Source organism: Paenibacillus sp. B01, from assembly GCF_009649995.1.
GTDB lineage: Bacteria > Bacillota > Bacilli > Paenibacillales > Paenibacillaceae > Paenibacillus_O > Paenibacillus_O pasadenensis.
The window spans coordinates 3,622,384-3,641,404 of record NZ_CP045802.1; the positions used below are offsets into that span (position 1 = coordinate 3,622,384).

Sequence of the window (19,021 nt, forward strand, 5' to 3'; positions counted from 1 at the left end):
GCCGGCTCTCTGGGGATCTTCCCCGCAGGGCGCGTGTTCTCGTCAATGAAGTTGCTATGGTTACAGTCGGTCTATCATTGGCATTTCTATACTAGGTTATACCTCATACCGGCAAAAGGTGTCAACCGTCCGTCTGCGGCTGCCGCTATTGCTTGCGGTGCACGCCCGCGGCGCCGAGCGCCGAGCCGATGATGCGGATCGGCACGTCCGCCGTCTTGCGCGTGCCGTTGCGGTACACCACCTCGAAGCGGATCGTATAGTCGCCCTTGGACAGTCCATCCGTCAGATGCGCCCACCGCTCGTCATGCAGCTCGCCCGCATAATGGCGGTCGGCCGTCACCGGCTTCAGGATGGAGCGTGCGTCCAGCCCGCCTCCGGCCGTCAAGCTCGCCGTCACCTGCAGCACCGGAGCCGGGACCGGATAGCCTTGCACGATCAGCTTCTCCCCGGCATAAAACTCCTTCGGATGCTGCGCCGTCTCGTGGCCGAGCCGGTCATGGATTTCCTTCCAGTCCGCCGTATGGCCGACATCGGCGCTCAGTCCAAGCGGCACGACCGAGATCGGCTTCGCAGCCGTCGCTTCCGCCTTGCCGTCGCTGACCGTCAGCGTCACCTGATAGGTGCCGGGCAAGGACCGTTCAAGGAGCGGCGGAGCCGCATGCACGCTCGTTCGGCCCGACGGGTCGAGCACGGTCCATTTCGCCGTAAGCGCGTCTCCGTCCGGATCAGACGAGCGGTCCAGCAGCTGGATCGGGTCGCCTTCATAGACCGGCTTCGGCGTCCAGTCGAAGTCCGCTACGGGCGGGCGGTTCGTTTCAATGTAGAAGAACTTCGGAGCGCTTTCCCCCCAATCGAAGCCGTCCAAAACTCTGACCACGATGTAAAGGTTCGTGTATTCCGGAAGATCGGCTGTAGGGATGTAGGTTCCGTCGCTCCCGTTCTTGATGCCCGAATCGTGGACGATGATGCCCCCATAGCGGTAAATCCTCACCTGGTACTTGGTTTGCGGATCGCTGTCGGCATCGCCATAGCTCCATTTGAACGTCGGACGGAACTCAGTCAGCTTTTCCGGCTTCGTCTGATCGGCAGACGAAGGAACGAAGATGTTCGCGGTCGGAATCCGATTGACGACTTGGACCGTTTTTGAAACCGTATCGGTCTGGCCCAGCTTGTCCTCCACCACCTGACGGATTCGGAAAGTCCCCATCGTGCTGAACGTCTTGGTCCACGTCGTCCGGGCCTGGCTGGCCATCGTTTCGGTTCCGCCATCCAGATTCCGGATGAAGTAGTCGTGAGGAAGGTTTTGGCGCGCTCCATCCTCTTTGTCCCATGCGGTCGAATCGATGCTGATCTCCACGCCTCGATACGTCGTCGCGCGGCTCAGGTTGAAGCCGGCATGAGGAGGCTCGTCCGGCTGCGGCAGCGTGCCGACGTAGACGGTCTTCTCCGTGTAATCGCTCCAGGCTTCGTATTCATCCTTCACCGCCAGGCCAACAGTATATTCTCCGATTTCATCCGGGGTAACCAACTTGGTTCGAACGAATTTGCCCGATGGAGAGATATAATAGAACTTTTTCTCGAGCACGCCTTTGGTCCGGTAGTAGTCGATGCCCGTCGCTTCGGTCGAGTAATGGCTGCTCGACAGGTAGCGATCGGGGTCCCGGCTGCGGTCCGTCCACAAGACGGTCCCGTTCGAAGCGAGCGAGACGTCGAAGTCCGAAATTGGCGGCCGGTGGATGATGACATCGCGTACCGACTCGTTGCTCTCCTTGCGGTATTCGTCGAAGTCCATCTTCGGATAGAGATAGTCAGGATGCGGATCATCCTTGGACTTGTAGCTGATTCGGTACAAGCCTACCTTGTCGATGACGGCGGCCGGAGAGGTGAACCACTTCCCGCTCAAGGCAGACGCGCCTGATTTGCCGTCCTGGGCATCGAGGAATTTCTGCGCCAGCTGGACGTACTTCCAGGAAGTCAGATCTTTGATTAGCGGATCGTTTTCCGTGTCCGTGTTCCGGATCGTATAAATGAGCGGTCTTCCGACGAGGCCGACGCCGTTCAGCACGGTTGACGTACTGATTGGGGTCAGGTCCGTATAGCTCACCTGGAAAAATTCCGTTTTGGGAATCTCGGCGAACGGCCCGAACTTCCCTTCGGTGTACGTAGTCTCGTTGATGTCGATGACAGGCGTGCCGTCCACGTAGACCTTGATCTTTCCGTCGAGAACTTGAATCTTAAACGTGTACTTTTGGGCCAGATTGATTGGATAGGATGCGCTTTGAAGCACCTTCCTCGTTCCTCCGGCGACCCGGACCAGGCTGACCGAGTCATGATTGACCTCAACGCGGTACATGTTCCGGTTATCCTGCGCGTGGAACGAATAGCCCGAATAGAGATACGACGGAGCTGACATGTTAAGCTTCATCTTGAAACTGTACGAGACATTCTTCATCTTTGCTTGACCGAGCAATTGGTTGTGGGAAGAGATATAGGCTCCTTCCGGCCGACTTTCGCGAGGCGCATAGACTTCTGTTCGCCGGTCGTTGGTTGCCACCGTAAAAGCACCGTTGTTGATCGGCACGGCGAAATTGCCTACGGCCGCCAGCTGCGTGAGCGAGAAGTCGGACGTGCTGATCTTGTATAGCGTCTCCCGGTCTTGGAAGACGAAGTTGTTCTGATTATCAATCCGTATGTTTCTATAAATGGACTGCAGCTGAGGATAATCTCGGATGATCGTTATCGTTCCGTTATCTTGAATTCGGATCAGCTTTGCCCCTCGCTCGTAGTTGTCCAGCAAAGCGTAGTTCGTATCGGTCACGTGCATGACTCGGGTCCCATAGTCAAAGCTGGAGATTGGATCCGCGTAGGAGTAGGGATGGTTCCGATCATAAACACCCGTGTTGGTTACGACCCATTTTCCATCAAACGTGACAAAGATACGGTCGTCTGGTGTACGAATAAGGTTCTGGTACCGGTCCGTGTCATCCTCCAGATTCCGGCTAAAATAGACTTTCGATGAACTGGAGAAGGTACGGTACGACGAGGTGACATAGTTCATGTCTTTATCGACGCTGCCGGCGACAATGGACTCGGCTCCGAGAATATAGTTATGCTCATATTCAGTGTTGTTGTACCATTGCTTTTCGCTCTTCACTCCGTCCCATGTGAACGATGTTTTTAGTGGAGTTCCGTTGCTGCTGTTCTGGTACTCCGCATAGTAGTAGAGATGGTCGGAAAAAGCTGTCGGCAAGCTGCCTGCATTCAGGTTCGGCGTCGTTCCCAGTACCGTAGGGTAATCGACTTTGATCCATTTGCCGTTGGCATACACTTCTCCCCGTATGGCAAACGGGGTTCCGGCAGGATTAAGGAAGGAATCGGCGTAGTAGCTTCTGATTTTGCTGGCATCGCCATACAGCCGGGTGTGCACAATCCCCGTGTACAGATCAACTGCAACGATGCCTTCTAGTCCCGTTCGGCTGCCGATTTTCACTCCATCCCGATAAAAATCGTACGTGTAGACGTACGTATTTTTATCGTAGTTGGAGATGGCCGTGACGCCGCCAGATAAAAGGGCTGACTGCATGAAACCGGTAAAGGAACGATCATCGACCGGATTGCTGCGTACGGTCCGAGGATATCCGTCGCTTCCAACCATGAAGAGCTCCGCCCGGTTGAACGTCGCCCACGGGGCAGCCAAGGCTCCATTTGCTGGATTGTAGACCCAGGAAGAAATTTTTGTCTCGGCTCCAAAGTTGCTGTTTCCCCACTTGGTGCGATCTTCTGCCATTGTTTTCGTGCTGATCGGTACCGACACAAGCGGTTCAGGCTCCAGGCTTTCGGAAGTGACGTCGAATGATACCTGCGGGGCGTCGTTGATGACCTCAAAGTCAAAGTAGCCTATAGCCTCCTTGCCGTAGTCTTCTTTTACATACACTTTGAATCGATACCGGCCGACTTTGGCTCCTTTGAAGTCAAACGTCTTGTCTGCTCGCATGGTGATGATGACTTCGGGTTCGGAGTAGTTGCCGTCATTATTCGCATCGTAGCGATAAGAGACTTGGTTCACCACGATGGGGTCTCCGTCCGGAGAGTAGCTGGTGTTTTTGAACGCGACGCTTGCATTCCGCAGTGCTGGACTCGGAAACTCCAGCTTCGGAACGGGCGGCATGTCTTCGAGGACAGTAAGCATCTTTTCGGCCGGCTGAAGCGACTTCAAGCCTAAACTGTCATAGACATCCAGCTTGATCTTGTACTCGCCCGGCGTGTCGTAGATTTCTCTGATGCCAGACCACTCGTCGCGAGCGTGGTCAATGGTCCGCCCTTTGATTGGACTGTAGCTGCTGTTAGCGTCAAATTTAGGGGAGTAGGGCCGGTCTTCCCGGATTTGAGATGGACCATTGATGATCGGAATCGGGTTGGGCGGCACGACATTGATGCTGGTGCATCCGCTGCCGGTGGCTCCCCACTGGTCCCGGACGGTGGCGCAGATGGAATAAAATCCATTCTGATCCATCGTGACGTTTGGATACTCCCACATCATCGTCTCGCCGCCGAATCGATTCGGAAGATTGCGAATCCATTCGCTGGAACTCCCGGAGAAGTCATAGCCTTCAAATGTTACGCTGTCCCCTGGATCGGGATCCGAAATGCTGAGCACGTTCAAGGTCAGACGCTCATTCTGCGGCGTTGAAGAGACCGGTTTCGTCGGATCACCGGACGGATCGATCCATCCGATTTTGATGACCGGCGGGCTGTTCTTGGACGGGCCGGTAATGGTCAACATCTTGGGGCCGACCTCGGCTTCCCCGCAGCTTGTCTTAAGGATCATGTACACCTGGAAGGTGCCGACGCCTAGAAGAGAAGGCCATCTCTCGAACGAATACGACGTCTCCGTGGAATAGTTGTAATACGCCGGGCTTGTATAGGTGTACGGCCCCTGCTTGATTTGCCAGGTATGAGAAACATAGGTGCACTGGTTCAGGACAAAATCTTTGGGTTTTAAAGAGAAGGTGTCCCGATAGGCAATGACAGGCTTTATGACGTCAAAATCACCAGAGAAATTCTTGATTGGCGTCGGTGTTGGCTGCTGTTCGTTCGGCCGAAAGGTCCCGTCTGCTGTGTTGTTGGTTTCGCTGGCCTCGTCGATCGTGTTGGCGGAGTCTACCGTCAGCCGGAACGTCTTGGCAGCGTTGGAGGTGAAGGTGCTGGTGAACGTCAGCGACCGGCTCGCCCCCGCCTTCATGGAGGGAACGGATTCGGATTTCATGACCGTTCCGGTTCCAACATCCTTCACGTTCACGGTAAACGACTTGTTGATGTCGAGGTTCTCGTTATGATAGTCGGCCGTGAACGTCGCGGCCTTTCCAAGCTCGATCATCCCGGATGCTCGGATGCTGTCCGCGACGAGATCGGGTTTGGAGGCGTCGATCGGCTCGTAGGTGACGGTCAGCGTATATTCGACGCTGTATGTCTTGGCCTCCCATGTCGTCGTCGAGTTGAGCGGGTAGCGGCGGCCTTGGACGTTGCCGGAGCTGCCGTCGAGCAGCTGCCAATCCATTCCTTGTGTGTTATTGCCATTGCCAAGCATCAGGCTCACCTTGACATACCCGTAGCCGGGCTTTCCTTTGCCGGTATCGGTTATCGTCTGGCCGCTGAGCGGTACCGCTCCGGTAATTGTGACGGAGCTTGGCTCGATGAAGGCGTAGGAGATCGTTTCATCTTTGTCCACTCGTTTGAATGTTTCCGGTGCACCTAACGCATCGGACCAGGCGGCAGCGGAACCATCCGAGTAGCGCAACCTGGCGTCGATTGTCGCGCCGGAGCTGTCCCGAACCGGAATTTCGCCCGGATATTGAGAGATGCCGTTTGCAATGGTGGAGGCATCCGCCGTAAAGGTATATGCTCCCGTCCCTTCGCCTGCCATCGTCCATTGCTTTCCGCTGGAGTTCCGCCAGATGTCATAGTACATTCTGGACTCTCTCGTACCATAGAGCAGAATTTCCTTCCCGTTAACAGGCGGAAGCTCGATCTTCCCAGTGCTCTCGTTATAGGAGCCCAGCTGCCCTTTAAGGTTTCCGTTGATGGTGAATGACCAGGACTTGACCTTTTTCCCGGACACTTTAACGACTTGAGTCTGTAAGCCTTCGACGATCGGCGTCTTGTGGTATCCACCGCCATTTCCGGTGAACGTTGCCGTATTAGGATTTGCTGCAGCTGCGGATGGAAGAAGCCACACGCCGGGATCGATCAAGGAGACCAGAAACGAAAGCAGTAATAGAACGCTTAGCTTGCTTTTCATGCATCATTTCCTCCAAAGATGCTTCCATTCTTGCTTCCTAAGTAAAGCAAATAGTGATCGTTTCCGAAGGTCTCGAAATAGAAGTATTCACCATTAAATTTTTTGGCTCGCTCGACGATCTCTTTCTTAATCGCATAGAACACCCAAACTTCCTTGGAGTTGATCGTACTCATGGAGAAATCCAGTTCTGTTGCGAACGGGCCTTCATTGCGAGAATCGCTTACGGGAAGTGCCGCTACAAAATAAGGCGCTCCAATCATGTCCCTAAATTGGTAGTTCAATTTCTTGACCGTTTGCGTGTTGCTGAGCTTGATCCGCATCGCCATCATATATTCATTTTTCCATAGGTCTTTGGTTGTTTTTACAATGCCGCGTGGATTTCTCCAGTCGTACTGCTCCAACGTCCCGTTCGGCAGCCAGCTCCGATACGGACTGTTCTTGTCATCCATATCGAGGATGAGAATCTGCTTGAACTCCCCGTTGACGTAGTTCCGGATCTTCGCCTTGAACGGCAGCTGGCGGAAGTTGCCGCCCCACATCGTTTCCACGTTCGTGCCGGTATAAGCCACTTCCGCATAAGACGCGGCTCGCTTGTCCACTGGCAGCGATCCGCCATCCAGCAGCGTCAGCATGCGGTCGATGACGACCGTCGCCTGTGCGCGCGTCGAGCTTTCCTTCAGGCCCAGCTCGCCTCCGGATAAGCCGGACAGAATGCCGCGCTTCGTCGCTTCATAGACGAGCTGAGGATCGGTCGTTTTGGCCTGCCGCAGCTTCTCGTCCACGGCCCGCACGACGAGCCGCGCCATTTCCTGACGGCTGATCGGCTGGGACCAGCTGCCGTTGAAGTCGCTCGTTTTATGGACGCCGGCGCTGACCGCCGCTTGAATGTACGGAACATGCCAAGCTTGGCCCGCCGCCGCTTCGCCTACCGGAAGCCCCAGCGCGGAATCGGTCATCTTGATGAACTCGGCGCGAGTAATCGACCGGTCGGGGCAGAACAGGCTGTCTCCGCAGCCATTGACAAGCCCCTTGCCTGCCAATTTGGCCACCGAGGCGTAGTACCAAGCCGAAGAATTCACATCCGAGAATGCAGTTGCAGAAGCGGCTTCAGTCTTCGACATCAGCGCCCCTCCGCTAACTGTACCCATCAATAATCCAGCTACCGCTAAAGACATCCATGTTTTTTTCATCTGCATTCCAATCATCCTCCATCTATGAAGTTCGTTCCTTTAAGATAAATTCAGCATTCGAAATTCTCGCTTTTCCACTCCATGACTCCTCTATTTATCGGCATTCCCCACCTTCCCCGACACGGATTACCTCCATAAAAACCCAGAAAAAAGGCAAAAAGCACCCGTTCGCGTGTTGCTCGTGCGAACGGGTGCTTCCCGTAGCGGATGGCTATGCGGTTGAACTCAGCGGCTCGAATGCTCGATCGACAGCGTGCTCGATGCGCTCTCAAGCTTGTCCCAGCCGTCTTGGGACAGCAGCTCCAGCTGCGCCTCGACGAGCGTGCGGAACCGCGTGCGGTAGATGGAGGCCTGCTTCTTAAGCTCCTCGACCTCTAGGCTCACCTTGCGGGACTTCATCAGCGAATCGTTGACGATGCGGTCCGCATTCTTCTCCGCTTCCTTGATGATGAGCTGGGCTTCCTTCTTGGCGTTGCCCTTGACTTCGTCGGCCGCTTCCTGCGCCACGATGATCGTCTTGCTGAGCGTTTCCTCAATATTGGCGAAATGATTCAGCTTCTCCTGCAGGTTGAGGATTTGGTTTTGCAGGTCCTTGTTTTCCCGGATCAGCGCCTCGTAATCCTTGATGACCTGATCGAGGAACTCGTTGACCTCATCCTCGTCATACCCGCGAAGTCTCCGGCCGAACTCCTTGTTATGTATGTCCAATGGCGTCAGCGGCATTGGGGCACCTCCTGCTTGGTTGGATTCCTGATGTCTTGGCCGTCCATGGTGTGGCTTATTGATTTCGACAGGTAAAGGCATTTTCCTGCAAAATCCACACGCCGCGAAAAAAAAGACGTCCTTTTTACTATCGGCAAAAACAGACCCCTTCAACAGAGCCTTTGCCCTGTAAAAAAAAGGATGACCCCGGCCTGCCCTGCATTCGCGGCGGCGGATCATCCAGCGCGCCATCCGGCGACGCTTCCTGCTTTGCTAGACGTATTTGCCCGCGCGCACGCGGATGCGGCCTTTTTTGGTGACGCCGTCGACCTCAAGCAGCTTGAATCGCCCCAGCCCCTTGATGGAGACGACGTCCCCTTCGCGCAGCGGCTTGGACGGGTCCTCCTCGGTGCGCCAGTTGACGCGGCAGCGGCCGGCGCGGATCGGATCGACGATCTTCGTCCGGCTGATCCGGAAGACGTCGCTGGCGACGCCGTCCAGCCGCAGCGAGGCGACGGTGAACGTCATCTCGTCCATCTCCACGGCGACGGGGCGCAGCGCCTCCAACGGCTTGGCGGAGGTCAGCACGTTCACCCGGTGGACTTGACGCAGATGGACGTTAAGAAAATCGGCGATGTCCGACGCCACGAGCAGCTGCGCGCCCTCGTCGCCGACGTGGATGTCGCCGATGCGGTCGCGCTTGATGCCGAGGCCGAGCACCGCGCCCAGATAATCGCCGTGATCGAGCTCCAGCCGCCCGCCGGACGGCGCTTCGATGTCGAGCACGACGATGGCGATGTCCTCCGCATCGAGGTATCGGTACTCGGGCGCGATGAGCGCTCTCCGGCGCTCCGCGCCCTCGTAGCCTCCGTCGAGCCGAACCGTCACCGCCGGCTCGCGATTGGCCAGAGACAGCAGGATGCTCTGCTGGCGCGGATCTAAAAAATCGGTCCGCTTGAGCTCATGGAGCTCCGCGGACCGCTCGATCCATTCCAGCACGCGATCCACGAAGGGCCGCTCTTCCGGAAGGAAATGATCGTAAAACCCCGACATCATCCTAGCGTCCGATCAGGAAATCCAGAACTCCGATCAGCCCGTACGCGACGAAGCGAAGCGCGAACAGGGCGACGATCGGGCTGATGTCGAGCATGCCGCCGATCGGCGGGATGAAGCGGCGGAAAATGCTCAGGTAGGGCTCGACCAGCTTGCCCAGAAACTCGCCGATAAAGCTCTCGCGCGCGTTGGGCAGCCAGGAGAGCAGAATATAGCCGATGATCATGAAGCTGTAGATCGTCTCAAGCGTATTGATGAGACGGACGTAGTCGAATCCCAACGGTTAGGTCACCTCATCTTTTTCTGAAGTCTTCTTCTGCCAGCATTTCCGTTATGGTGCCCTGAACATCGACTGAATCCGGCGTGCACAAGAAAATATTTGGACCGAGCTTGGAAATATGCCCGTTCAGCGCATAGACCGTGCCGCTCAGGAAATCGACGATGCGGACGGCGAGGTCCGTGCGGACGCGCTGCAGGTTCACGATGACCGAGCGCCGGTTGCGCAGATGGTCCGCGATTTCCTGAGCCTCGTCGTAGGAACGCGGCTCGTTCAGCACGACCCGCATGTTCTTCTGGGAATGGATGCTGACGATGTTGCTGCCTTTGGATTGCTTACGCGTTTCGGCCGGTGAGGTTTCAACTTCCTGCTCGTCATGCGCCTGTACGGTCTCGCGCTCGATGATCTCCTCCTCGTCCTGCAGGCCGAGGAAATTCATGAACCGGTTCATCACCTTCACACACGCTCCTCCTCATGGCCCACCAGGACGGTTCCAAGCCTCACCCGGGTGGCGCCTTCCTCAATCGCGATCTCGAAATCGTTGGACATGCCCATCGACAGCTCTCTCAGCGGCTCCGCGAACCAGCCCTTGGCGTTGGCCTCGTCGCGCAGCTCGCGCAGCCGGCGGAATACCGGCCGAGTCGCCTCCGGGTCCTCCTCATGCGGAGCCATCGTCATCAGCCCGACCGGGAGGACGGACGGATAATCCCGCAGCCCCCTCGCCAGCTCCTCCAGATCCGCCGGCTCCAGGCCGTGCTTGGACAGCTCGCCGGAGACGTTCACCTGGATGAAGCAGGGCACCTGGATGCCGAGCGCGGCCGCCTTGCGGTGTATCGCCTCCGCCAGCGGGAGCCTGTCCAGCGAATGGATGTATGTAAACTTGCCTACGACGTCCTTGGCCTTGTTGGTCTGCAGCGAGCCGATGAAATGCCACTCGACAGATTCTCCCGTCCGGTCCGCTCCGTACTCCTCCGCCAGCGCCTCCCACTTGGCGCGGGCGTCCTGCCAGCGGTTCTCGCCGAGCTGGCGGCAGCCCGCCGCCAGCGCCTCGCGCGTCCGTTCCAGCGAGACATACTTGGTGACCGCGATGACGCTCACCTCGCGGGGATCGCGCCCCGCACGGCGGCACGCCTCCGCGATCCTCCGGTCTACTTGCGCCTTGCGCTCCAAGAGCGGCATCGGCGTCACCTGCCCTTCATGCCGATCCAGCTCGCCATCCTTCCCGTACGCCCTCCCTCCATGCGGTGGGAGAAGAACAGGTCGCGGCGGCAGCCGGTGCACCACTCCGAACATTCGATACGGGTCGGCAAAATTCCTGCTTTTATCATAATCTGTCGGTTCAGCTCTTTCAAGTTCAGGCGGCCGTGCCCTGGCGACGACGGCTCGATCGTCTCGGCCAGCCGGACGATGCCCGCCTCCGCCAGCTCTGCGAGCAGCGGCCGGACGCGCTCGAGCACCGGCTCATCCACCTCGTAGCAGCACGGACCGATGGACGGACCGATCGCCGCGCGGATGTCCGCCGGCACGCTGCCGTAACGCTCCGCCATCGCCTCGACCGTGCGGCGGGCGATCTCGAGCACGGTGCCTTTCCAGCCGGCATGGGCCAGCGCGACCGCCTCTCGGACGGGGTCCCAGAAATAAAGCGGCACGCAGTCGGCATACAAGGAGACGAGCAGCACGCCGGGCTCATCCGTCATGAGCGCGTCGGTGTCCGGCACGGCCGTCGCACGGCTCGACAAGCCCCGCCCCGCGTCCGCCGCACCGACCGCCTGCACCGCGCAGCCGTGCACCTGCTCGCCGCAGACGAACGCCTCCGCCGGCCAGCCGAGAGCCTCCGTCAGCCGGCGGCGGTTGTCGACGACGTCCGCATCGCGGTCGCCGACATGCAGGCCGAGGTTGAGCGACGCCCACGGCTCCCCGCTCTTCCCGCCGCCTCGTCCCGTGAAGCCGGCCGTAAGTCCGTCCTTTTCCTTTACCCATGATTCCAACAAAAAAAGCGAAGCTTCCTTCGCCTCATCCCGTCTATGTCGCTGAACGAACGGCTCCATCCGATCCTCACCTCGTCGTCTAGTGTAGCACGAGCCGCTCCGTCCCCGCTACGGCTCCCGCCGCTGCAGCGGCTTCACCTGAATGTCGTCGTCCTCCAGATACGTCTTCGCGCCGGCATTCTCCATGCGCACGAGCACGACGTCGGCTCCGATCTTGACGATGTTGCGCCATGGGATGACGAGCTCGCTGCCGTTGCCGAACATGCCGAAAAACTTCGTGTAATGCGGCACGACGATCGATTCGATCCGCCCCTGCCGAAGGTCGATCTCCATGTCGGTGATCTGGCCCAGACGCTTGCCGTCGATGATATTGATGACATCCTTCGTCTGAAAGTCGGAGATTTTCATGATCATGAGGCGCACTTCCCGTCCTAGGATGGTTTCGGTCCCTTCCATGTATATGTTCCGGACGAGGCGAACAGCCCTCCGGACGCGGAAAAAAAGGCGCCGATCGGCGCCCTTTGAGTTCTGAATCCGCTATTCAGGTCTTCACATGCTTCTGCAGCTGCTGGATGGCCGACTTCTCGAGGCGCGACACCTGAGCCTGGCTGATGCCGATCTCGTCCGCGACCTCCATCTGCGTCTTGCCCTCGAAAAACCTCATGGAGAGGATCATCTTCTCGCGCTGGGCGAGCTTGTGCATCGCCTCGCGCAGCGCGATCTCCTCGATCCAGCCGACATCCTTGTTGCGGTCGTCGCTGATCTGGTCCATGACGTAGATCGGATCGCCGCCGTCGTGGTAGATCGGCTCGAACAGCGAGACCGGATCCTGGATCGCGTCCAGCGCGAACACGACATCCTCCTTGGGCACGCCGAGCGCCTCGGAAATCTCGAAAATCGTCGGCTCGCGGGAATTCTGGTTCGTCAGCGCGTCGCGCACCTGCAGCGCCTTGTAGGCGATGTCGCGCAGGGAGCGGGAGACGCGGATCGGATTGTTGTCCCGCAAATAGCGCCGGATCTCGCCGATGATCATCGGCACGGCGTAGGTCGAGAACTTGACGTTCTGACCGAGATCAAAGTTATCGATGGCCTTCATCAGCCCGATGCAGCCGACCTGGAACAGATCGTCCACGAACTCTCCGCGATTGTTGAACCGCTGGATGACGCTGAGCACCAGCCGCAGGTTTCCATTCACCAGCTTCTCTCTGGCCGACCACTCGTTTTTCGTCTGAAGAGCGGTGAACAGCTCTCTCATTTCAACATTGGTAAGGACGGGGAGTTTGGCGGTATCCACTCCACAGATCTCGACTTTATTTCGGGTCAACGTGACTACCTCCCAAGGAGAAACATTAATAAGCATTATCTCCTCGGGCTTCATTTTTATTCCTGCCGGAAGCTCCGTCCGCATCCCCCGAGAGCATCCGGTAAGCGCCTTCAGGCAGGCGCCGGAAGGGTTTCCCCATCGCCAGCGCGAGATAAAAAAAAACGGGGCAGGATTGCCCCGGCTTGGGCCGGCATAGACGGTTCATTTCCCATAGAAATTCAAGGAGAAATACTTGTAGTCGACCGGCTCCGCGCGCGGATCGGCCTGCTCCACGCTGCCCCGGTACAGGACGCGGCGCGAAGCTTCGTCGTAGACGACGACGGTCGGTTTTTTGCCGGCCAAGAAGTTGTCGTAGATCCGGCCGTCCTGCAGCCTGACGCTCCGTTGCGGAATGTCGGACTCTTCGAGCGGAAGCGGCTCCGCAGCCGCCTCTCCCGAGCGCGGGTCGAGGAAGTGGATGACCGGCTTTTCAATGTGCTCCTTGAAAGCATAGAGAATTCCGCCGTGCAGGCGCGGCTCCAGCCCTTGCTTGAGCCGATCCATGCCCGCCTTGGGCAGATCCCATGTCTCGCCGCTGGCATAATCGTAGCCGACGAGGCGCCACTCCTGCAGCAATGGCGACGGCTGTTCCTGGTTCGTCCCGTCGTCATGCTTGAGCCGCTTCACGTTCAGCATGACGATGCCGGAGGCGTCCATTTGCCGCACCTCCTCGATGAGATCGACGGTCGTCTCGCGCGACAGCTCGGTTTCGGGCCCGCTGCGGAAAACCTCGACCGTGCCGACACGCTCTCCGGAGGCGCTGTCCACAATGTGGTCCTCGTAAATCCAGAGATTCCGCTCCCCCTCCAACGGCAAGTAGTCGCCGCGGACCAAAAGGTGGATCCGTCCGTTCTCCAGCTGCACGTCCACGATGCTGCGGTTGGAAGAATGCGAATCGAGCCGCTTCGTTCCTGCCGGAAGCTCGATCGGAAGCTCGAGCTCGCGGACGCCGCCGCTCGCCCGGTCGAGCAGGCGGACGTCGATCGTCGAGCGCGCGTCGTCCAGATCGGCGCCGATGACCGTAGCATCATCCCGATAGTACGAATCATCCATCCGATGGCCCCTCATGAACGAGCGATGGGCGAGGATGAGCTCGTTCCGCTCCGAGTAGTAGTGGTCCGGCTCCATCAAGTCATGGAACGGCGCGGAAAGGAACCGGCTGCCGGTCCGCTCTCTGCCGCCGTCAGCCGTCAATCGGGAGCCGAGGCCGTCCAGGACGAAGCCGTTCATGACCGCTGCGTCCCCCTCCTCCGTCGTCAGCCGGTAAGGAGGCTTGCGATCCGCTGACGCCGCGGCAACGTAACCGATCAGGACGAGCGCGCTGAGCGCCGCCAGTCCGATGCTGTATCCGTATTTTTTCATAAGTCCTCCTTAGACCGAGACCTTGCCGCGCAGCAGACGCCAGCCGAGCCAGAGGGCCGCTGCCGCGCTGACGAGCAGCACGCCGATGAAGAGCGCCAGCAGCTCGGTAGGGTAAAGAAAGCTGCCCCTGTCCTCCGCCCCTGCCCATAGCCAGACGAGCAGCACGAACGCCGCCGCGCTGAGCGCCAAGCCTCCGAGCAGTCCTTTGAGCCGGTAGCTGCGCTCGAGCAGCGCCGTCGTGAACAGCAGCAGCACGATGACGAGGCCGAGGCCGTACACGAGCAGGAATTCCGTCAGCCGCACCGGAATGAAGATGACGAGATCCGTGCTTCGGATCGTATCGATGAACGTTCGTTCGATGCGCAGCTGGTGCGGAATCTGGACGTGGTACAGCAGCATCTGTCCGGCGACGATGACGATCTGCCAGGCGAACAGGCTGAAGACGAACGTCAGGATCGCGACCAGCTTGGACAGATAGAGCAGGAAACGGGGATGAGGCAGCATGAGCAGCCGGTAGGCGAAGCTCGCCCGGCCGAACCAGTCCCGGTACCAGATGATCAGCGTGTAGGCGGCGACGACGACGATGCAGCAGGCGATCGCGACGCCCGTAACGCCGTCCAGCTCTCCAAGCAGCTCCAGCAGGGAAAGGCCGCTGTTTTGGAGCTTGAATTCGGCGAGCGTCATGCCGCTCCGCTCGATCTGGCTTTCGATCTGGCTGAGCCGGGTTCGGGTCACCATCGACAGCCCGCCAAGCTGGATCAGCGCGACGAGCGCCATCAAGCCGAGCAGAATGCCGCGGAACCGGCGGATTTCCAGATCCGCCAGCTTGAGCAGCGCAATCAGATTCGTCTTCATCCCCGGTACACCTCCCTCATGACGTCGATGACCGACTTGCCGTGCTCCTCGCGCATCTGCTCGCAGTCGAAGTCGCGGACGACGCGGCCTTGATCCAGCAGCACCGCATGGTCGATCAGATGCTCGATGTCGCCGATCTCATGCGTCGTGATGAGCACGCCCCGGTCCTCGACGAGCTGGCTCGTGAACACCTCGGCGATCAGCTCGCGGCTGAACAGGTCGATGCCGGAGAAGGGCTCGTCCATGAGCACGTAGTCGACGTCCTGCGCCATGCCGAGCACGAGGTTGAACTTCATCGCCGTGCCCTTGGACAGGCGGCCGATCTTCTCTCCCCGCTCCAGGCGGAAAAAGCTCATCAGATCCTCGGCTCGCGCCGGATTCCAACGCGGATAGAAGTCGGCCATGAACTGCAGGCCGTCGCGCAGCCTCATCGAGCCCGGCATCGTCAGCCGGTCGGGGATGAAGGCGATCGTATTGTATGCGGCGGGCGAGATCGCCTGGCCGCCGATGCGGATGCTCCCGCCGTCGATCGGCGTCAGCCCCATGATCGCCTTCAGCACCGTCGACTTGCCGGCGCCGTTCAGTCCGATCAGGCTGGTGATCTGCCCCTTCTGCGCCTGGAACGAGACGCCGCCGAGCACTTGCTTGCGCCGGTATTTCTTGCGGATGTCGCTGACCTCGATCATGGCAGCGGCCCTCCCTCGCTCGGCTCAGCCGCTGCTTCGCCCCGCCCGTATTTCTCGCGCACGAGCTCGACCAGCTCCTCGACCGGAGCGTCCAGACGGCGCACCGATTCGACGAATGCCTGAACCGCCTCGCCGAGCAGCTCGGAGCGGATGCTTCTCAGCGTGGCCGCGTCGCTCGTGATCCGGCTGGGAGAATTGCCTTCCGTGACGATCAATTGCTGTTCCTCCATTTCCTTGTACGCCTTCTGGGCCGTGTTGGGGTTGATCTTCATCCGCGCCGCGAGCTCCCTGCGGGAAGGCACATGCTGTCCCGCCTCCAGCCAGCCGGTCGCGATCAGCTCCTTGAAGTGCCGGACGACCTGCAGGTAGACCGGATCGCGGCTGTTCATGGCCAGCTCCGGCCATTCGTCGATGCCCATCTCACACCTCGCTTCTAAGTGTGTGTACTACTTGGTTCATACACGATCTATGTGTATTATGCGCATCATACACCTGACTGTCAATGGCTTGCAAAAAAATAGCCGCCCTCCACGATGGGAAGGCGGCGTTTCGAACTTGCCGAGATTCGTCTTACGCCTGGCTCATCTGGGCGACATGCAGGCGGCTGTAGATGCCTCCGGCCGCGACCAGCTCCTGATGCCGGCCTTCCTCGGCGATGCCGCTGCTGTTGACGACGAGGATGCGGTCGGCGCTCCGCACCGTGCTGAGGCGATGCGCGATGACCAGCGTCGTGCGGCCGACGGACAGCTCCGCCAGCGCCGCCTGGATCGCCGCCTCCGTCTCGGTGTCGAGCGCGGAGGTCGCCTCGTCGAGGATGAGGATCGGCGGGTTTTTGAGGAACATGCGGGCGATGCTCATCCGCTGCTTCTGCCCGCCGGACAGCTTGACGCCGCGCTCGCCAATGACCGTGTCCATGCCGTCCGGCAGCGAGCGAATCAGCTCGTCGAGCGACGCCCGGCGCGCGGCGTCCCATACCTGCTCGTCGGTCGCGCCCAGGTCGCCGTAGGCGATGTTCTCGCGGATCGTGCCCGAGAACAGGAACACGTCCTGCTGCACGATGCCGATGTTGCGGCGCAGCGACTCCACCGTCACGTCGCGGATGTCATGGCCGTCAACGGTGATCGAGCCGCCGTCGACCTCGTAGAAGCGCGGCAGCAGGCTGCAGATCGTCGTCTTGCCGGCTCCGGAGGGACCGACGAAGGCGACCGTCTCGCCCGGCCGGATCGTCAGGTCGATGCCCTTCAGGATCGGGCGGCCCGGCTCGTAGCTGAAGCTTACGTTCTTGAACTCGATCGCGCCCTTCGCCCGCTCGAGGACGGCGGCGTCCGGCTTGTCCTTGATGTCCGGATCGGTGTCCATGATCTCGCAGTAGCGGCCGAAGCCGGCGATGCCCTTGGGATAGCTCTCGATGATGGCGTTGATCTTCTCGATCGGACGGAAGAACACGTTGGAGAGCAGCAGGAACGCCAGGAACTCGCCCATCTCGATGCGGCCATCGATATAGAACCAGGCTCCGAACAGCAGGATCAGCACCGTGATGAGCCGCATCATCACGTAGTTGAGCGTCATGCTGGCGGACAGCGTCTTGTAGGCGATCAGCTTGGTCTGGCGGTAGTTCGCGTTCTCGACCGCGAACAGCTTGTTCTCATGCTCCTCGTTGGCGAACGACTGCACGACGCGGATGCCGCCGACGTTGTCCTCGATACGGGCGTTGAAGTTGCCGACGTTGCCGAACATCCGGCCGTACGTCTGCCCCATTCGCTTGCCGAAGTAGATGATCATCCAGGCGAGCACCGGCACGATGATGAAGCTGATGATCGCCAGCTCCAGGTTGAGGTACGCCATCAGGCCGAACGCCCCGACGAGCGTCATGACGGCGATGAACGCATCCTCCGGACCGTGATGCGCGAGCTCGCCGATGTCGTTGAGGTCGTTGGTCATGCGGCCGATCAGATGCCCGGTCTTGTTGTTGTCGAAAAAGCGGAAGCTGAGCTTCTGCACATGGCCGAACAGGTTGCGCCGCATGTCGGTCTCGATGTTGATGCCGAGCATATGGCCCCAGTAGGTGACGATGTAGTTCAGCAGCGCCGTGACGCCATAGACGGCCAGCAGGCCGACCGACGCCCAGACGATGAGGCTCCAGTTGCCGGTAGGCAGCAGGTCGTCCGTGAAGCGGCCGACGGCGATCGGGAACGCGAGCTCCAGCAGGCCGGCGATGACGGCGCAGGTGAAGTCGAGGATGAACAGTCCTTTGTACGGACGATAGTACGAGAAAAATCGGCGGAGCATTTCTTCACTCATTTCTGCATTGAATTATGAAAGGAAAACCTATACAAACATTGTAGTGAGACTCGTTCTCAAAATCAAAGCTTTTTTTCATTAAAGTTGTTTTTTCCGGAAAAGCCGCGAAAAAACCGGCATCTGCAGCGATGCCGGCCGTCCTCATTCCGTTTGCCCTCCGCCCCGAGCCGATTGGCGCCGGGCCGGGCTCAGACCATCTTGTTGAACTCCTTGCGCAGCCGCTTGATGATCCGCTTCTCCAGCCGCGAGATGTACGACTGCGAGATGCCGAGCTGGTCGGCGACGTCCTTCTGCGTCTTCTCTTCCCCGTCGGCGAGGCCGAAGCGCAGCTCCATGATGATGCGCTCGCGCTCGGTGAGCTTGTCAAGCGCCTTATGCAGCAGCTTGCGGTCGACCTGCTCCTCGATGTTGCGGTAGATCGTGTCGTTCTCCGTGCCGAGCACGTCCGACAGCAGCAGCTCGTTGCCGTCCCAGTCGATGTTGAGCGGCTCGTCGAAGCTGACTTCCGTCCGCGTCTTGCTGTTGCGCCGCAGGAACATGAGGATCTCGTTCTCGATGCAGCGGGAGGCGTACGTCGCGAGCTTGATCTTCTTCTCGGGATCGAACGTATTGACCGCCTTGATCAGTCCGATCGCTCCGATCGACACGAGATCCTCGATGTGGATGCCGGTGTTCTCGAATTTGCGCGCGATGTAGACGACGAGCCGCAGATTGCGCTCGATGAGCATCGCCCGGATCGCGCTGTCGCCGGACGGCAGCCGCTCCAGCAAATACTCCTCCTCTTCCCGGGTGAGCGGGGGAGGCAGCGCCTCGCTGCCTCCGATGTAGTAGATCTCCTGGCTTTTCAGCCCGAGCAGGAACAGCAGCCGGTAGTAGTACAGATGCAGGTTCAAGCGCAGCTTCACCATCATGGGGTCTCCATCTCCTTCGATTCTGGGATCGTCGT

16 protein-coding genes are annotated in these 19,021 nt (G+C 59.2%); all 16 read right to left on the minus strand.

From position 1 onward, the window contains the following. Window positions 1-145: 145 nt before the first annotated feature. The 16 genes from GE073_RS15665 to sigE all read right to left on the minus strand — a co-directional run bounded on the left by GE073_RS15665 (window position 146) and on the right by sigE (window position 18,986). Complete coding sequence (locus GE073_RS15665) at window positions 146-6,298, minus strand: CARDB domain-containing protein (RefSeq protein WP_153783817.1); 6,153 nt, start codon at window positions 6,296-6,298, stop codon at window positions 146-148. Then, a complete protein-coding gene (locus tag GE073_RS15670; RefSeq protein WP_180968516.1) occupies window positions 6,295-7,494 on the minus strand; it encodes an S-layer homology domain-containing protein in 1,200 nt (399 codons plus the stop codon). The genes GE073_RS15665 and GE073_RS15670 overlap by 4 nt, the downstream gene beginning before the upstream one ends. A 219-nt stretch (window positions 7,495-7,713) precedes the next feature. Next, complete coding sequence (locus GE073_RS15675; protein WP_028596996.1) at window positions 7,714-8,211, minus strand: DivIVA domain-containing protein; 498 nt, start codon at window positions 8,209-8,211, stop codon at window positions 7,714-7,716. Between the two features lie 252 nt (window positions 8,212-8,463). Next, the gene (locus GE073_RS15680) at window positions 8,464-9,246 is read right to left on the minus strand and encodes a YlmH family RNA-binding protein (protein ID WP_028596997.1); all 783 of its coding nucleotides are present in this window, start codon (window positions 9,244-9,246) and stop codon (window positions 8,464-8,466) included. A gap of 1 nt (window position 9,247) precedes the next feature. Then, window positions 9,248-9,523: a YggT family protein gene (locus tag GE073_RS15685; protein ID WP_028596998.1), complete on the minus strand. Its 276-nt coding sequence runs from the start codon at window positions 9,521-9,523 to the stop codon at window positions 9,248-9,250. A gap of 13 nt (window positions 9,524-9,536) precedes the next feature. Then, a complete protein-coding gene (locus GE073_RS15690; RefSeq protein WP_028596999.1) occupies window positions 9,537-9,980 on the minus strand; it encodes a cell division protein SepF in 444 nt (147 codons plus the stop codon). Beyond that, window positions 9,977-10,699 carry a YggS family pyridoxal phosphate-dependent enzyme gene (locus GE073_RS15695; protein WP_028597000.1) on the minus strand — a complete coding sequence of 241 codons (723 nt, stop codon included), beginning with the start codon at window positions 10,697-10,699 and terminating at the stop codon, window positions 9,977-9,979. The genes GE073_RS15690 and GE073_RS15695 overlap by 4 nt, the downstream gene beginning before the upstream one ends. A 5-nt stretch (window positions 10,700-10,704) precedes the next feature. After that, entirely contained in the window at window positions 10,705-11,568 is an 864-nt protein-coding gene (gene pgeF / locus GE073_RS15700) for a peptidoglycan editing factor PgeF (RefSeq protein WP_028597001.1), read from the minus strand. A gap of 48 nt (window positions 11,569-11,616) precedes the next feature. Next, window positions 11,617-11,916, minus strand: a complete 300-nt coding sequence (locus GE073_RS15705) for a YlmC/YmxH family sporulation protein (RefSeq protein ID WP_028597002.1) — start codon at window positions 11,914-11,916, stop codon at window positions 11,617-11,619. Between the two features lie 133 nt (window positions 11,917-12,049). Next, window positions 12,050-12,832, minus strand: coding sequence for an RNA polymerase sporulation sigma factor SigG (gene sigG / locus GE073_RS15710; RefSeq protein WP_028597003.1), 783 nt, complete (start codon window positions 12,830-12,832; stop codon window positions 12,050-12,052). A 201-nt stretch (window positions 12,833-13,033) separates the two neighbouring features. Next, complete coding sequence (locus GE073_RS15715) at window positions 13,034-14,233, minus strand: hypothetical protein (protein ID WP_153783818.1); 1,200 nt, start codon at window positions 14,231-14,233, stop codon at window positions 13,034-13,036. A 9-nt stretch (window positions 14,234-14,242) separates the two neighbouring features. Beyond that, a complete protein-coding gene (locus tag GE073_RS15720; protein WP_153783819.1) occupies window positions 14,243-15,088 on the minus strand; it encodes a hypothetical protein in 846 nt (281 codons plus the stop codon). Then, window positions 15,085-15,774 (minus strand): ABC transporter ATP-binding protein, encoded by a 690-nt coding sequence (locus GE073_RS15725; RefSeq protein ID WP_028597006.1) that lies wholly within the window; start codon window positions 15,772-15,774, stop codon window positions 15,085-15,087. The genes GE073_RS15720 and GE073_RS15725 overlap by 4 nt, the downstream gene beginning before the upstream one ends. Continuing rightward, complete coding sequence (locus tag GE073_RS15730) at window positions 15,771-16,193, minus strand: GntR family transcriptional regulator (protein ID WP_028597007.1); 423 nt, start codon at window positions 16,191-16,193, stop codon at window positions 15,771-15,773. Before GE073_RS15730 ends, GE073_RS15725 begins: the two co-directional genes overlap by 4 nt. Before the next feature lie 151 nt (window positions 16,194-16,344). Further along, window positions 16,345-18,063 carry an ABC transporter ATP-binding protein gene (locus GE073_RS15735; RefSeq protein ID WP_028597008.1) on the minus strand — a complete coding sequence of 573 codons (1,719 nt, stop codon included), beginning with the start codon at window positions 18,061-18,063 and terminating at the stop codon, window positions 16,345-16,347. A 200-nt stretch (window positions 18,064-18,263) separates the two neighbouring features. Next, window positions 18,264-18,986, minus strand: a complete 723-nt coding sequence (sigE, locus tag GE073_RS15740; protein WP_028597009.1) for an RNA polymerase sporulation sigma factor SigE — start codon at window positions 18,984-18,986, stop codon at window positions 18,264-18,266. Window positions 18,987-19,021: the final 35 nt, after the last annotated feature.

Bases quoted from the DNA above. Each gene is read 5' to 3' on its own strand.
- GE073_RS15665 (WP_153783817.1), bottom strand. From the start codon at position 6,298: ATGAAAAGCAAGCTAAGCGTTCTATTACTGCTTTCGTTTCTGGTCTCC.
- GE073_RS15670 (WP_180968516.1), bottom strand. From the start codon at position 7,494: ATGCAGATGAAAAAAACATGGATGTCTTTAGCGGTAGCTGGATTATTG.
- GE073_RS15675 (WP_028596996.1), bottom strand. From the start codon at position 8,211: ATGCCGCTGACGCCATTGGACATACATAACAAGGAGTTCGGCCGGAGA.
- GE073_RS15680 (WP_028596997.1), bottom strand. From the start codon at position 9,246: ATGATGTCGGGGTTTTACGATCATTTCCTTCCGGAAGAGCGGCCCTTC.
- GE073_RS15695 (WP_028597000.1), bottom strand. From the start codon at position 10,699: ATGCCGCTCTTGGAGCGCAAGGCGCAAGTAGACCGGAGGATCGCGGAG.
- pgeF (WP_028597001.1), bottom strand. From the start codon at position 11,568: ATGGAGCCGTTCGTTCAGCGACATAGACGGGATGAGGCGAAGGAAGCT.
- GE073_RS15705 (WP_028597002.1), bottom strand. From the start codon at position 11,916: ATGAAAATCTCCGACTTTCAGACGAAGGATGTCATCAATATCATCGAC.
- GE073_RS15715 (WP_153783818.1), bottom strand. From the start codon at position 14,233: ATGAAAAAATACGGATACAGCATCGGACTGGCGGCGCTCAGCGCGCTC.
- GE073_RS15720 (WP_153783819.1), bottom strand. From the start codon at position 15,088: ATGAAGACGAATCTGATTGCGCTGCTCAAGCTGGCGGATCTGGAAATC.
- GE073_RS15725 (WP_028597006.1), bottom strand. From the start codon at position 15,774: ATGATCGAGGTCAGCGACATCCGCAAGAAATACCGGCGCAAGCAAGTG.
- GE073_RS15730 (WP_028597007.1), bottom strand. From the start codon at position 16,193: ATGGGCATCGACGAATGGCCGGAGCTGGCCATGAACAGCCGCGATCCG.
- GE073_RS15735 (WP_028597008.1), bottom strand. From the start codon at position 18,063: ATGCTCCGCCGATTTTTCTCGTACTATCGTCCGTACAAAGGACTGTTC.
- sigE (WP_028597009.1), bottom strand. From the start codon at position 18,986: ATGATGGTGAAGCTGCGCTTGAACCTGCATCTGTACTACTACCGGCTG.